The 14,296-nt window shown below is 38.2% G+C and carries 12 protein-coding genes; 5 read left to right on the plus strand and 7 right to left on the minus strand.

The window, feature by feature from the left end; all coding sequences use genetic code 11:
• Positions 1 to 51 precede the first annotated feature (51 nt).
• On the plus strand, positions 52 to 2,529 hold the full coding sequence (locus ABEG20_RS08680; RefSeq protein WP_406826977.1) for a ligase-associated DNA damage response DEXH box helicase: 2,478 nt from the start codon (positions 52 to 54) through the stop codon (positions 2,527 to 2,529).
• Positions 2,530 to 2,600: 71 nt separating this feature from the next.
• Entirely contained in the window at positions 2,601 to 3,239 is a 639-nt protein-coding gene (gene pdeM / locus ABEG20_RS08685) for a ligase-associated DNA damage response endonuclease PdeM (RefSeq protein ID WP_406826978.1), read from the plus strand.
• Here the strand turns inward: pdeM and trxA are convergent.
• The 5 genes from trxA to ABEG20_RS08710 all read right to left on the minus strand — a co-directional run bounded on the left by trxA (position 3,236) and on the right by ABEG20_RS08710 (position 9,660).
• Positions 3,236 to 3,532, minus strand: a complete 297-nt coding sequence (gene trxA, locus ABEG20_RS08690) for a thioredoxin (protein WP_406826979.1) — start codon at positions 3,530 to 3,532, stop codon at positions 3,236 to 3,238. The two genes, pdeM and trxA, sit on opposite strands and share 4 nt — an antisense overlap.
• 116 nt (positions 3,533 to 3,648) lie before the next feature.
• Positions 3,649 to 4,263: a hypothetical protein gene (locus ABEG20_RS08695; protein WP_406826980.1), complete on the minus strand. Its 615-nt coding sequence runs from the start codon at positions 4,261 to 4,263 to the stop codon at positions 3,649 to 3,651.
• Positions 4,264 to 4,338: 75 nt separating this feature from the next.
• Positions 4,339 to 5,694 (minus strand): dihydrolipoamide acetyltransferase family protein, encoded by a 1,356-nt coding sequence (locus ABEG20_RS08700; RefSeq protein ID WP_406826981.1) that lies wholly within the window; start codon positions 5,692 to 5,694, stop codon positions 4,339 to 4,341.
• Positions 5,695 to 5,750: 56 nt separating this feature from the next.
• A complete protein-coding gene (locus ABEG20_RS08705; RefSeq protein ID WP_406826982.1) occupies positions 5,751 to 6,995 on the minus strand; it encodes a competence/damage-inducible protein A in 1,245 nt (414 codons plus the stop codon).
• Positions 6,996 to 6,999: 4 nt separating this feature from the next.
• Positions 7,000 to 9,660, minus strand: a complete 2,661-nt coding sequence (locus tag ABEG20_RS08710) for a putative LPS assembly protein LptD (RefSeq protein WP_406826983.1) — start codon at positions 9,658 to 9,660, stop codon at positions 7,000 to 7,002.
• Between the two features lie 74 nt (positions 9,661 to 9,734).
• On the opposite strand from ABEG20_RS08710, the gene ABEG20_RS08715 reads away from it, so the two are divergent.
• From ABEG20_RS08715 to ABEG20_RS08725, 3 genes are all read left to right on the plus strand, one after another.
• Positions 9,735 to 10,598: an N-acetylmuramoyl-L-alanine amidase gene (locus tag ABEG20_RS08715; protein ID WP_406826984.1), complete on the plus strand. Its 864-nt coding sequence runs from the start codon at positions 9,735 to 9,737 to the stop codon at positions 10,596 to 10,598.
• Between the two features lie 12 nt (positions 10,599 to 10,610).
• The gene (locus tag ABEG20_RS08720; protein WP_406826985.1) at positions 10,611 to 11,387 is read left to right on the plus strand and encodes an N-acetylmuramoyl-L-alanine amidase; all 777 of its coding nucleotides are present in this window, start codon (positions 10,611 to 10,613) and stop codon (positions 11,385 to 11,387) included.
• 169 nt (positions 11,388 to 11,556) lie between these two features.
• On the plus strand, positions 11,557 to 12,510 hold the full coding sequence (locus ABEG20_RS08725) for an MlaD family protein (protein WP_406826986.1): 954 nt from the start codon (positions 11,557 to 11,559) through the stop codon (positions 12,508 to 12,510).
• 431 nt (positions 12,511 to 12,941) lie between these two features.
• On the opposite strand, the gene ABEG20_RS08730 is transcribed toward ABEG20_RS08725, so the two are convergent.
• Entirely contained in the window at positions 12,942 to 13,847 is a 906-nt protein-coding gene (locus ABEG20_RS08730; protein WP_406827389.1) for a ribonuclease Z, read from the minus strand.
• Between the two features lie 70 nt (positions 13,848 to 13,917).
• A complete protein-coding gene (locus ABEG20_RS08735; protein WP_406826987.1) occupies positions 13,918 to 14,295 on the minus strand; it encodes an STAS domain-containing protein in 378 nt (125 codons plus the stop codon).
• Position 14,296: the final 1 nt, after the last annotated feature.

Consider the following 14,296-nt stretch of genomic DNA (forward strand, 5'->3'; position numbering starts at 1 on the left):
CAGGAGAACCTGAAATTATCAATAAAAAACCTACGAGGAAAGACATTAAGCATGGACCAAACCAAAACCAAAGGTTATAAAAAGATAAAAGCCTGGTTAAAGGCAAATAAACGCAGGCCTTTTCAATTTCAGGAAGATGCCTGGCAGTATTATCTTAATGGCTATAGCGGTTTGGTAAACGCGCCTACCGGTTTCGGAAAAACATTTTCACTTTTTTTGGCTGTCGTAATTGAAGCTTTAAATGCCTCAGCAAACAATAATAAAAAAGCTAAGGACCGTTTACAACTGATCTGGATTACCCCACTCCGATCTTTGGCCAAAGATATTGCCAGGGCCATGCGTGAAAATTTACTGGAGCTGGAGTTGGATTGGCATGTAGGTGTACGCAATGGCGATACCTCGCAGGCAGAAAAATTACAGCAGAAAAAATCGATGCCCGAAATTTTATTGATTACCCCTGAAAGCCTGCACCTGTTGCTGGCACAAAAGGGCTCTTCTACCCTGTTCCGGAATCTTAAATGCATTGTGGCTGATGAATGGCATGAGCTTTTGGGCAGTAAACGGGGTGTGCTGGTTGAGCTGGCGGTTTCTCGTATTAAAGGTTTGCAAAAGCTGGAAAAAAACCAGTTTTTAAGAATCTGGGGAATCTCAGCAACCATTGGCAATATTGAAGAAGCTTTAGATGTATTGGAACCGGATTTAGCCGCCAAAAGAATTATTGTTAAGGCTGATCTGGAAAAGAAAATCCAGATCAAATCCATCTTACCAGATGATATTGAAACATTGCCCTGGGCCGGGCATTTGGGTTTAAAACTAGCGTATAAGCTATTACCAATTATAGAAAAAAGCAAGACGACCCTAATTTTCATCAATACCCGCGGACAATCGGAAATGTGGTACCAGCATTTGCTGAATATTGAACCAGAACTTGCCGGACGCATTGCCATACATCATGGATCGATAGATTTCGAACTCCGCAACTGGATTGAAGAGGCATTACATACCGGACAGCTTAAAGCCGTTATTGCCACTTCATCGTTAGATTTGGGCGTAGATTTTAAACCTGTTGATACCGTAGTCCAGGTAGGATCACCAAAAGGTGTTGCCAGGTTTTTGCAGAGAGCGGGACGCTCTGGCCATTCCCCTCACGAAATTTCTAAAATATATTTTTTACCCACCCATGCTTTAGAACTGGTGGAGGCGGCAGCGATTAAAGAAGCGGCCAAAACCAACAATATAGAAAGCCGTGAGCCCTTTATTATGGTATTTGATACTTTGATCCAGTATTTGGTTACGCTGGCCATAGGTGATGGATTTGATGATAAAATTATTTACGAAGAGATTAAGAATACCCATGCCTTTAAGCTGATCCTACCCGAAGAATGGACCTGGGTGATGCAGTTTATCACCTCTGGAGGGGATAGTTTGAGCGCCTATACCGAATTTAAAAAGGTAACGAAGGATGAGGGCGGGCTCTGGAAGGTGAAGAGCAGGCAATTGGCCATGCGGCACCGGTTACATATTGGAACCATTGTAAGTGACGCGATGCTGAAGGTAAAATTCATTTCCGGTGGTTACATTGGTATGGTAGAAGAATATTTTGTTACCCGTTTGAAAGCTGGCGATAATTTTCGTTTAGCTGGAAGGGTTTTAGAGTTTGTACAGGTAAAAGACATGACCGTTGTTGTGCGGGTGAGTAAACAGAAAAATGCAATCTCTCCAAGCTGGAATGGCGGCCGCTTACCCCTATCTTCTAACTTAGGGTCGGTTCTAAGGAAAAAATATAATGAGGCATTAGATAAAACCCATCAGGATGAAGAATTGGATTCGGTATATCCGTTATTCTTACTACAGGAAAAGCGCTCTCACGTACCCAATAATGATGAGTTACTGATAGAACTCATTAATAATAAGGAAGGTTTTCATCTCTTCGCTTATCCTTTTGAAGGCCGCTTGGTGCATGAGGTTTTGGCGGCGCTGGTCGCCTATCGTTTAAGTAAACTGCTGCCCATCAGTTTTTCTATTGCCATGAACGATTACGGTTTTGAACTTTTAAGCGAAACGGAAATTCCTATGGACGAATCGATTGCCTACGAAGTTTTTTCGCCTAAGAATTTAACTGAAGATATTACGCAAAGTATCAACTCAACTGAAATGGCAAGAAGGAAATTCAGAGATATTGCCTGCATCTCCGGACTCGTTTTTCAGGGCTATCCTGGAAAGTATGTGGCCAATAAACACCTCCAGTCATCTGCTGGTCTGTTTTTTAATGTTTTTAGCGATTATGATAAACATAATTTACTTTTGCGACAGGCATACGATGAGGTTTTTTACCAACAACTTGAAGAACCCAGATTGGCAGCCGCTTTAGAAAGAATTCAGAATGGCGTGATTATTATTACCAATCCAAAAAGTTTTACCCCGCTTTCTTTCCCTATTAAAGTGGACAGTTTGCGTGAAAACATGAGTTCGGAAGAGTTAGAACAGCGGATTGCCAGAATGAAAGCCGAAGCAGAGCGAATTAAATAGATAAATGTTCTTGGAAACTGCGTGGATCAAAAGATCCTTCGACAGGCTCAGGATGACAGTAAAAGGAATAAATGAATATTACAAGCCAAGGTGAAGAACTGGTTTTAGACAAGGAAAGGGCTTTATTCTTACCCAAGCATCAGCTTTTAGCGATAAGCGATTTACATTTGGGTAAATCTGCACATTTCCGCCAGGCAGGTTTACAAGTGCCGGCAACCATTGCTCAAACAGATTTACAGCGTTTAAGTTTATTAATTAAGCAATATCATCCTAAAACATTACTGATCAACGGTGACATGTTCCACCACGGCGTAAATAGCGATATTGAAGCTTTTTCCGTTTGGAGAAAGCAATACCAGGAACTTAATTTTCTATTGGTAAAAGGAAATCACGACCGGCTTTCCCACGCCAATTATGCAGCAATGAATATCGAAATACATGAGCCCAGCTTTTGTCTGGGGCCGTTCTGTTTTATTCATGATGCACCAAATTGTACTGAAGAAGAATTATACCCCATTAGCGGACATATCCATCCTGGCGTGACCATCGTAGGGAAAGCAAAGCAAAGATTAAAATTTCCTTGTTTTTATTTTGGAAAGGAATATGCTGTTCTACCCGCTTTCAGCTTATTTACAGGGCTTTATAACATCTACCCTAAAACGAGTGAACGGATATTTGCAGTTACGCCCAAGAGCGTGCTGGAGGTTTAAGCATGGGCATCAATCACCTGTTTTAATTGCGAAGCCTGCAATACGCCACTTTGCCTCCATACTTGCTTTCCTTTTTTAAACAAAATTAATGTTGGAACACTTTGAACATTGTACGATGAAGCAACCGGTTGATTTTTGTCGATATCTACTTTGATAATCGATACTGAATCGCCTACCTGTGATTTTAATTGTTCCAGGATCGGTTTCATCATTTTGCATGGACCGCACCACTCCGCAAAAAAATCAACCAGCACTGGTTTATCACCGTTAATTAAATCTGAAAATTTAGCCATGCTATTTGTTTTTATTTAGAAACAAAGATTAACTCGATTGGTTTAAATGAAAGAAGTCAAGTTTTAAAAACTTGACTTCTTAATGTATATACTCGCAAAATAACAATCAGCGATTATTAAACGCTTAAAGGCAATTCTATGGCTAATGCAGCAACCCAGTTATCAAATAAAGCCTGCTCGATTTTAATTACCTCGGCTGCGTGATGTTCCCAATCATCAGAAAAACCAACCAATTGGTTCATCATTTCCTCTAAGTGCCCCTCTTCTTCCAGGATAATTGACTTTACATTCACCTTGCTTTTTGCTTCATCTAAAACTGCCTGATAAATTGGATACAATTCATCTGCACGTACCTCAATTGCGTAGGTAACAAATAAATAAGCGGCGAATTTTAAATCATAACCAGAAAGATTAAATACAGCTTTTAAATAACGACAAACTGCAATATCTAAAGCATGTAAATAATATTTGGTATGGTTTGGAGATAACAACTCTGCATTGGTGTAAGTTTTACAAAGTGCCTCATCAACCTTCGCAATCTGCTTTTTTAAATAATAAGCATGACGGTGTTCTTCTGCAGCATGTTTAAGAATAATCAGATTTACATTTTCTTTGTGCTCAGAAGCAGAAATCTTCTTAGCACCTGCATTTTCCATATAAGATAGCGTATTTAACCATTTGGCATGCAACACATTATCCGAAACTATTGATTTTAAATTTGAAGCTAACATTCTTAATTATTAAACTGTTTTTAATTTATTAGCATGATGCCAACTGAAAACCGTTAATTGAAAACTGCGAATGGATTAAATTTCCCGGTTCAGATCCCAGCTTTCTAAATAATCGGCAACCCTCCGCACAAACATCCCCCCTAAAGAGCCATCTACAACCCTATGATCGTATGATAAGGATAAAAACATCATATGCCTGATCGCAATCACATCACCATGCTCGGTTTCCAATACTGCAGGTTTCTTTTTGATGGCACCTACTGCCAAAATAGCTACCTGTGGCTGGTTAATAATTGGTGTACCCATTACGTTACCGAAACTACCTACATTGGTTAATGTAAAAGTCCCTCCCTGCGTTTCATCTGGTTTTAGCTTGGAGTTTCTTGCCCTGCCTGCCAGATCGTTAACCGCTTTGGTTAAGCCAACCAAATTTAACTGATCAGCATTTTTAATTACCGGAACGATTAAGTTTCCACTTGGTAAAGCAGCAGCCATACCGATGTTGATATTTCCTTTTTTGATAATCTGCGTTCCATTTACAGAAACATTAATCATCGGGAAATCTTTTATTGCTTTGGCAACAGCCTCTACAAATATTGGAGTAAAGGTTATTTTTTCGTTTTCACGTTTCTCAAAACTGGTTTTTACTTTATTGCGCCATAAAACCATATTCGTTACATCGGCTTCTACAAAAGAAGTTACGTGTGGTGAAGTTGTTTTACTCATCACCATATGATCGGCAATCAGTTTACGCATTCTATCCATCTCTATTACCTCGTCGGCACCATTAATGCTTGTTGTGGAAGGTTTATTTGAAATTGGGGCCTGTGGAGATGGTTCAGTTTTATTTGCTATAACTTCGTTAACTGACGGAGCAGGCGGCGTTAATACAACTGTAGCCGTTTTTACAGCACCACCATTTTTCCTGGCAATATAATCCAACAGGTCGTCTTTATTTAAACGCCCATCAACACCAGAACCTTTAATGGCATCCAACTCCGCTAACGAAATATTTTCCTGGGCCGCAATATTTTTAACCAAAGGGGAATAAAAGCGATCAGATGAGCTGAAATCGGTGGTTGTTGCAGTATTATTATCCTGTAGTTGCTCAATTCCAGGGATAGAATCAATTTTTTCTGCTGCTATTGGTTTTTCTACAACCGGCGCTTCGGTTGCAGGAGCATCTCCGTCTTCAGTTTCAATAATGGCAATTACATCGCCTACCTGGGCAACTTCATCTGCAGCAAATAATTGTTTTACCAATTTACCGGCAACCGGAGATGGAACTTCAGAATCTACCTTATCCGTGGCGATTTCCAAAATGGTATCATCTAAATCAATAGTATCACCTGGTTGTTTTACCCATTTAATCACCGTTGCTTCTGCAACACTTTCACCCATTTTTGGTAACAGTAGTTCGTATTGAGCCATATTAAATTACAGTATTTTATATTGGTAACGCTACAAAAATACAGTTTTTATTCTTTCTAAACTGTTTCTTTAAGGACATTTAATAACATAGCCAATGCCGAAGCAGCAGAACGCTCTATGTTTTGAATCCGTTTGTTACTGAAATTAAACACCTTAGCTACGGTTTTGTGTTTGGAAGAAACTGCAATCCATACCGTACCAACCGGTTTTTCTTCTGTTCCACCATCAGGGCCTGCAATACCGCTAACTGCAATTGCATAATCGGTTTTGAAATGTTTAATGGCTCCTTCCGCCATTTCTGTTACGGTTTGCTCGCTTACGGCACCAAAAGTATTTAAAGTACTTTCTTTTACCCCCAGAATAGATTCTTTCAGTTCGTAGGCGTATGCTACTGCCCCGCCCCAATAAACAGCAGAAGAGCCGGGATGCTGCGTAATTAAATGAGCAATATATCCACCAGTACAACTTTCTGCCGTCGATAATGTCTTCCCCTTACTTTTCATCAGGTCCAGAATAGCTTTTTCCAATGGAATATCCTCATCCGTTACCACAAATTTATTTACTTTCGAAATGATCTGTCTGGCATAAAACTCCACCGCTTCATTCAATTCCGCTTCGTGATCACCTCTGGCTGATAAGCGTAAGCGAACTTGCCCTAATTTGGGCAGATATGCCAGTTTGATATGTGCCGGTAAACTATCTTCGATTTCCTCAATCTCCTTAGCCAGAAATGATTCGCCGATATTTGCGGTGAGAATAGTTTTGTGCACTATAAACGGTAGCTTAAACCTGCTTGTAATTCTGGGAAGGATTTCGTCATCCATCAGATACATCATCTCATAAGGTACACCCGGCATGGATACAAAAATGGTGTTGTTTTGTTCAAACCACATGCAGGGCGCAGTACCATTTTTATTAACAATAACCTCACAACCATCAGGAACATCTGCTTGCTGTATATTGATATCCAATAGCGGGCGCTTGTATTTTTCGAAAATCTGACGAACCATTTCCAATGCAGCTGCATCGTTACGGAAACCCATATTAAAATACTTCGCCAAAGTTTTTTTGGTAATGTCATCTTTGGTCGGTCCAAGGCCACCAGTAATCAAAATTAAATCTGCACGTTTTTCAGCAAGTTCGAGTGCTTCTAAAATATGCTGCTCATCATCAGAAACGGAGGTAATCTGCTTGACGGAAACGCCAATTAAATTTAATTGTTTAGCCATCCAGGCAGAATTGGTATCAACGATTTGGCCAATGAGTATCTCATCACCTATGGTAATAATTTCGGCTAGCATAAATTTATCGGTATGTGCTGTAAAAACCCTGTCTTTTGCTCAATTTCAAATCTTGCAATATCGAAGCCTTAACTTTTATGGTAACAGAATAACTTTTGTAAGCCCCATATGGAACCCAGTTTACACTCATATCCCAGCAATGTAAATCGCGGTAAATAGCTAAATTCATAGGCGTTAAACCATTATTTTTAAAATCATAGCCTGAGTTAAAAGTAACTTTCCATTTTGGTGTTAAATTGACATCGCCATTAAAGTTTAATGTATTCGAAACTGTATTGACGTTTCCATCATTTGAATACTGGAAACTATAGGAGAACGAAAAATTCCATGGAATGTTAAAATCAACAAATGCATTCGGGTCGCGGCTTATTGCTGCCAGTTGTTCAGACTGTATATCGTTCAATCCTTTTTTATTGGCTGCCGCGCCCAATTTGTCATTAGCTTCATTTTTACGTTTTAACGCCTCTGGATTTAAACTGTAATCAAACGAAAAACCAAAATTAGCCAGGCGTGGCAAAAACTTACCACTTTGCCAGAAATAACGGTCTTGTCTGATCCGCCGTGTAGAACCTGGTACGGTATCAGCCTCTAAAGCATAAGGATCTAAAGTTCCATTATAGTTGATACCTAATTTATCAGTAAACTGCGACCGGCCACTAAAACCAATGGTTGATAATTTATAAGATGTGGCCAGGAAATTGTATGAGCCGCTAAAACTCAAACCCTGGATAATCGGGATTTTTTTAGAACCTGTTCCGGTTGTATCGTTCTTATTCCTCACTTTTAACTCTACTGTATTATCCAAACCAAAACCAATTGATGCATTAGGCCCACCAAAAGAGCCTGGCTGTGCCATGCCATCAAAAATAGAATACTTTAAAGGTTGCCCACTGGTGTAAATCTGATTCCCATTCTGATCTATTGCTGGTCTGTAAGGCCCCGCGCCCGCTTTGGTAAAATCAGGTGAGTAAGAAAAAGAAACATTCGGGGTCATTACATGCCGCAAAGCCTGGATTTTACCCGCAGGATTAAAATCTCTTCTACCATATATTTTAGTAGACATACTTGTTGACAAGCTATAACTCCCTGCTCTTTTAAAACTACTAGTGGTATCTTCCCTAAATGAATAAGTATTATCGGCATAACTGGTATATCTTCTATTTACACTTTGAAAATTCCAAACTTCGTTATAGGTGCCGCCCAGGCTAAAGTTAAGATATTTTAAAGCCGTGAAAGACATATTTATAGGGATGCTATGCGAAAAACCACTTCTCAGGCGTTTTAGGCCATCGTTTTGAAAAAGCAAACTATCAAAAGTATCAATACGGTTTGTTCCCTGCAGACTGTAACCTACTGTAATTTTTTGATACCATTTTTGTTCTCCAACTGCAGTTTTAGAACTAAACGGGTTAAAGGTAGGTACGTTAAATGTCATTTCCGGCAGCCTGAGTGATATTGCCCTTGTACTTAAGGTCTGGTCACTAGATGCAGCCAAAGAGAAATTCATGCCGTTTGAATAGGCCTTTGCATAACTCACACTACTACTTGTTGAATTGGTAGCAATGGTATTAATATCATAAGTAGTACCTGCTGCTGTATTTCTATAATATCCCTTTCTTCCTGTTGATACCAATCTTACACTGGCACTAAAGGTTGTACCCGGATTGGCATTGGCATTTTGGCTGTGGCTCCAGTTGATACTAAAGTTTTTGGTGGGGTTTTTAAAAGCTTCAGTGCCTTCCAAACCATCTTTAAAACTGGCGTAAGCCAGGTTAATATTACCGTTAAACTTATACCTTTTAGTGTAGTTACTCAATAAACTTGTTTCATAAGAGCCATTGGTATAAATCGAACCAATAAGTTTAGCATCCCAATAATCGTTTAAGCCGAGATAATAACCACCGTTTTGCAAGAAAAACCCCCTCGTGGCATCTTCACCTGGTGTAGGCAGGATAAAACCCGACGTTCGCTTATTCGGTTTAGGAAAAAATGCAAATGGCAGTCCCAGAAACGTGGGTACATCCTCAATAATCATGTAAACCGGACCTGTAATAATCTGTTTCTCGGTTACTACCCCTTTAGAAATCATTAATCCAAAATGCGGATGTGGAAGATTACAGGTGCTGTACATTACGTTTTTAACGTGCAACTCATCATCTATTTGTTTTTTACTCTGTCCGCCAGAGAAGAAACCTCCCTCCTGCTCAGAAAAAACACCATATACCTTGGCACGGGTTGTTTCTGAATTGTAAAAAATAGAATCTGCGATGGCAGTACCTTCAGCACCAGATTTAAAGATCGGTTTGCCAGTATATCTGCCGGTTTTCGGATCTTTCAAGCCACGGGCAAAAATAGAATTTTGCTTTTTATCATATTTGATGTAAGCCGCATCTAGCTCAAAATCACCATATACCACCCTGGCGTTTCCGTATAAATAAACAATGCTTTTATCGGCACTCATTTTAACCGAATCCTCTGCTTTGTATTCTACTTTCTGGTCAATACTGCTATTATTTTTACCTGTCTTTTTAACAGAATCTTTTTTAGTGGTGTCTTGACGGATGATCTGTTGCAATGAAAAATGAGAAAATGCGTTAGCTTTACCAACAACATGTGTTAATAAAATGACAGATATTAGTAAAATAGAACTCTTCAGGGGTTTCAAATTCGTATTTGAATGTTATTTTTGCACAAATGTTTAATCAAAAACGTTCAAAATTAGTGAAAAATATACCATTGATGTATCTTAAATCCATTTTAACCATTATTATTTATTTAGTACTATCAAATTCTATTGATAATCAAGCATTTGCGCAGGGATATAAAATCAAAACAATTGTGATTGATGCTGGTCATGGTGGTAAGGATGGTGCAACCCATGGCGTGTATTCGAAAGAAAAAGATGTAGCGCTTAAAACCGCATTAAACCTTGGCCGTGCACTTCAGGATAGTTTAAAAGATATTAAGGTTATTTATACCCGCGAGTCGGATGTATTTATTCCTTTATACGAGCGTATCAATATCGCAAATAATGCAAAAGCCGATTTATTTATTTCCATTCACTTAAATGATATGCCGGTTAGGGTATCGAGAGTGGTAGATTATTATAAAAAAGTAAGGGGCAGAAAAGTACCTGTTTACCGAACGGTTACCTCTAAAAGTACCTCAACTAAGGGAACAGAAACTTTTGTATCCGGAACAGGCCGTTTAGGTGAGCAGGATGAAGTGATAAAAAGGGAAAATGCATCCATGTTCCTGGAAGAGAACTATCAGAAAAACTACGAGGGATTTATTGCCAATACTCCTGAAAGTGACATTATGTTATCTTTAATGAAACAAACCAATAGAGAAAGGAGTTTAAAGTTTGCTTCAATGCTTCAGCAAGAATATGTTAATGCTGGCCGTATCAACAGGGGTGTACAGGAAAAAAGCCTTGCAGTATTGGCGCGTGCGGCAATGCCTGCCGTACTAACAGAAATAGGTTTTGTGAGTAATCCTGAAGAGGAAGATTACATGAACTCTCCTGAAGGGCAAAATGAAATTGTGAGTGGAATTATCAAAGCAATTAAAAATTATAAACGTATAGCCGAAACATCATTTTAATACCCTCCATGCATGAAGATTAAACTGCTGATTACAATAATCTTATTTTCGCTACTGGCTGTTGAAAAAGCACCTACTCAGGGCTATAAGATTAAAACAATTGTTATTGATCCCGGTCATGGCGGAAGAAAACCCGGAGCATCAGGCAGTTTTTCCAAAGAAAAAGATATTGCATTAAAAGTTGCATTGAAATTGGGTGTATTACTAAACGAGGAAATGCCAGAAATTAAAGTAATTTTTACGCGTAGAACGGATATAGACGTTGATTTATACAAACGTGCAGAAATAGCTAACGAAGCCAACGCAGATCTTTTTATATCCGTACACTGTAATTCGATGCCGCCTGGCAACAAGCATATCAAAGGAGTGGAAACGTTAGTTGCGGGATCTCACCGATTAAAGGAACAAGATGCTGCCATACGGGAGAATGCCGATATTAAACTGGAGAAAAACTACAAAAGTAAGTATGATGGTTACGATCCTGGTAACCCGAGTAGTTTTATTCTTTTATCACTTTTAAAAAATACCTTTCGAGACAAAAGCATTAAATTCGCCAAATTAATACAGAACAGTTACATCAAGCGGGATGAACGACTTAGCCGGGGCGTTAAAGAGCAGGGTGTTTTGGTATTGCAACGTTGTGGTATGCCTGCTGTTTTAACAGAGGTGGGTTTTATCTCAAATACAGAGGAAGAAAAATATATTAATTCACAAGAGGGACAGAATGATATCGCGAATTCTATTCTGGAAGCAATAAAAACATACAAAAAAAATATTGAGGTTAAATAAGTGGCATTATAAATGATAGTTATTTTAACTTTGGGAAAAATATAAAACATATACCAAACAAACAGTGCTGCCTTTGTGTATTTATAAGGTTTAGCACAATAAAAATATTTACGCTCTTACAAGTGGAGAAAGAATACTTGAACACTTGTAACCATTAAATAAAACACTCATGAAGATTAAGAACGAAACCAAAGTAGGTATTTTAGCTGCATTTGCCATTGCTTTATTAATAATTGGATATAATTTTTTAAAAGGAAATTCAATTTTCTCAAATGAAACTACATTATATGCAAAATATACCAGGGTTGATGGTTTAACTGTATCAAAACCTATCCTGATTAATGGTTATCAGATTGGCCGTGTGGCTAAATTAGAGCTACAGGGAGATGGAAGTATAATCGCTACCTTAAGCATAAACAGCAAGTATGAAATCCCGGAAAACAGTATTGCCCGCTTGGAAGGTACAGATCTTTTAGGTAGCAAGGCCATTGTCATGTCGTTAGGTAACTCAAAAAAGATGGCCGAAGATGGCTATACTTTAAATGCTAATGTAGAAAAAGGCTTAATGGAACAAGTGCAGCCGGTTCAAAAGAAAGCGGAATTAATTATAGGTAAAATGGACTCTATTTTAAGTAGTGTGAATTCTATCCTAAATCCTAACTTTCAGAAAAACGTTGATAAAAGCTTTAACAGCATAGCAGGTACTTTAGCCTCTTTAGAAACAACCTCCAAAAAAGTGGATGGTTTAGTTGGCTCAGAAAGCGCCCGTATTGAGGCCATCTTCAAAAATGTGGAAGGCATTACGGCCAACTTAAATAATAACAACCAAAAAATCAGTGATATTTTAACCAATATCAATACCGTTACTGATAAATTCGCTGCTGCTAACTTTAAACAGACTTTAGATAATGCAAACAATGCTATCGCTGATTTGCAAAGTGTAATATCAGGAATTAAAAGTGGAAAAGGTAGTTTAGGACTGTTATTAAACGACGATAAAATGTATCAGAATTTAAATAATGCCTCAAAAAATCTAGACGAATTAATGATCGACTTGAAAGCTAACCCTAAGCGTTACGTACACTTCTCTGTATTTGGTGGCGGCAATAAAAAAGATAAGTAATTTAATTTTTATAAAACAGAAAGTCCTGCAGTTTCTATTGCAGGACTTTTTTTGTGTGCAGTTTTCTCCACGAAGGCAAAGACAGAATGGCTGGAATGACGATCTGTTCAAAAAAATACAGATAGCAACAGTAAATTTTCCGTGGTATTTTGTGCATCTGTGGCAAAAAAATATCTACCAAAGACCCTTCACTGCGTTCAGGATGACAGCTAATGGAGAGATTCTCTGTTGGGAATCTTAAAATACCTGTGTTAAGATTCCCGCCAGTGCCGGAATGACATACGTATTAAATGAATTGATCTATGGTAGCGAATGCAACACAGTTGAAGAAAGGTGCTGAGAAGCAACATCTAACCAATAGATTTCGCTGCGCTCCATCCGATAGGAATCGGATGGAGATGACCATTTTATGCTATAGAATTTTAAAAAAATTAAAGCTGAAAAGTTCTCCCCTCAACAGCTAGTTCAGTATTTTCAAAAACAGATTGGGCTTCTTCAAAAAGCATCTGCAAAGTTTTGTAGCGCGAGGAAAAATGTCCGATAAGTAATTTCTTTGCTCCTGTAATTTTAGCTACTTCTGCTGCCTGTAAAGCAGTTGTGTGATGTGTTTCTTTGGCTCTATCCAATAAATCGTGCATAAAAGTAGCTTCGTGGTATAAGGTATCGCAATCTTTTATGGCAGAAAAGTACCGCTCATCAAATAAAGTATCAGAGCAATATGCATAACAGCGCGGTGCATCCGCTTCAGTAGTGTAATCTTGGCTACGCAAAATATCGCCGTTTGGTAGTTCTACATCAATTCCCTTTTTTAGCGAAGTATAATAAGCCATAGGCACTTCATCTGCCTTATCCTTGATCAGCTTGCGCTGGCGTTTCTTTTGCCGAAAAATAAAACCTGTAGTTGGAATGCGGTGATTTAAAATAATCGTTTTAACTGTTAAATCGTTATTTTCGAATATCTGGGTAGACTGATCGGCTTCAATTGGGAAAAATTCAATTGGATACCTCAGCACAGTATCAGAGTATTTAAATTGGATCTCTAATATTTCTAATAAAGGTTTAGGGCCAAATATCTGTATCGGTTTTATACGGCCGTTTAAATGCAAACTGGATAACAAACCTATTAAACCAAAATAATGATCGCCATGTAAGTGACTGATAAAAATGTAATCGATACGGGCTGCTTTAAGATTATATTTAGCCAGTTGTTGTTGTGTACCTTCACCACAATCGATAAGGTAATATTTTTCATTACAATTTAAAAGCTGTGCAGAAGGATTCCTGTTAAATACAGGCGTTGCAGAACTACTTCCTAAAATTGTAACTTCAAATTTCATCATGATTAAGATATAAAAAGCCCCGTAGATTTTTAGAAACTACGAGGCCGGAATGTTATTTAAATATTTGTTATTTGGCGCCTCTAAACTCTTTCTCCAGCTCCTCCATAAAGATAAAATCAGTTGCTTCATCTATTGTATTAACAAACATCACAGATTGAAATATGTTTGACAATTCGATAATAGATGCCAGTTCATCATTAATTCCGGTTACAATAAATAATCCCCCTGCAGATTTGCAAAGTCTGTCGCCAACTAATAAACAGCTCAAATCCTGTGCATCATTACATTCGGTAACATAACTTAAATCAACAATTATATTTTTAAACCCTTCTGCATTAAGCAAATAGAACTCTGATTTCAAACCTGGAGCATTATCGTTTGTAAACTTATTTTCTTCTAACTTTAAGGTTACATATTTATCGTGTTTATCAACTGAAAATTTCATC

This window comes from Pedobacter sp. KACC 23697 (assembly GCF_045348445.1).
In the GTDB taxonomy this organism is placed as follows: Bacteria; Bacteroidota; Bacteroidia; order Sphingobacteriales; family Sphingobacteriaceae; genus Pedobacter.

Bases quoted from the DNA above. Each gene is read 5' to 3' on its own strand.
- ABEG20_RS08680 (WP_406826977.1), top strand. From the start codon at position 52: ATGGACCAAACCAAAACCAAAGGTTATAAAAAGATAAAAGCCTGGTTA.
- pdeM (WP_406826978.1), top strand. From the start codon at position 2,601: ATGAATATTACAAGCCAAGGTGAAGAACTGGTTTTAGACAAGGAAAGG.
- trxA (WP_406826979.1), bottom strand. From the start codon at position 3,532: ATGGCTAAATTTTCAGATTTAATTAACGGTGATAAACCAGTGCTGGTT.
- ABEG20_RS08695 (WP_406826980.1), bottom strand. From the start codon at position 4,263: ATGTTAGCTTCAAATTTAAAATCAATAGTTTCGGATAATGTGTTGCAT.
- ABEG20_RS08700 (WP_406826981.1), bottom strand. From the start codon at position 5,694: ATGGCTCAATACGAACTACTGTTACCAAAAATGGGTGAAAGTGTTGCA.
- ABEG20_RS08705 (WP_406826982.1), bottom strand. From the start codon at position 6,995: ATGCTAGCCGAAATTATTACCATAGGTGATGAGATACTCATTGGCCAA.
- ABEG20_RS08715 (WP_406826984.1), top strand. From the start codon at position 9,735: ATGTATCTTAAATCCATTTTAACCATTATTATTTATTTAGTACTATCA.
- ABEG20_RS08720 (WP_406826985.1), top strand. From the start codon at position 10,611: ATGAAGATTAAACTGCTGATTACAATAATCTTATTTTCGCTACTGGCT.
- ABEG20_RS08725 (WP_406826986.1), top strand. From the start codon at position 11,557: ATGAAGATTAAGAACGAAACCAAAGTAGGTATTTTAGCTGCATTTGCC.
- ABEG20_RS08730 (WP_406827389.1), bottom strand. From the start codon at position 13,847: ATGAAATTTGAAGTTACAATTTTAGGAAGTAGTTCTGCAACGCCTGTA.
- ABEG20_RS08735 (WP_406826987.1), bottom strand. From the start codon at position 14,295: ATGAAATTTTCAGTTGATAAACACGATAAATATGTAACCTTAAAGTTA.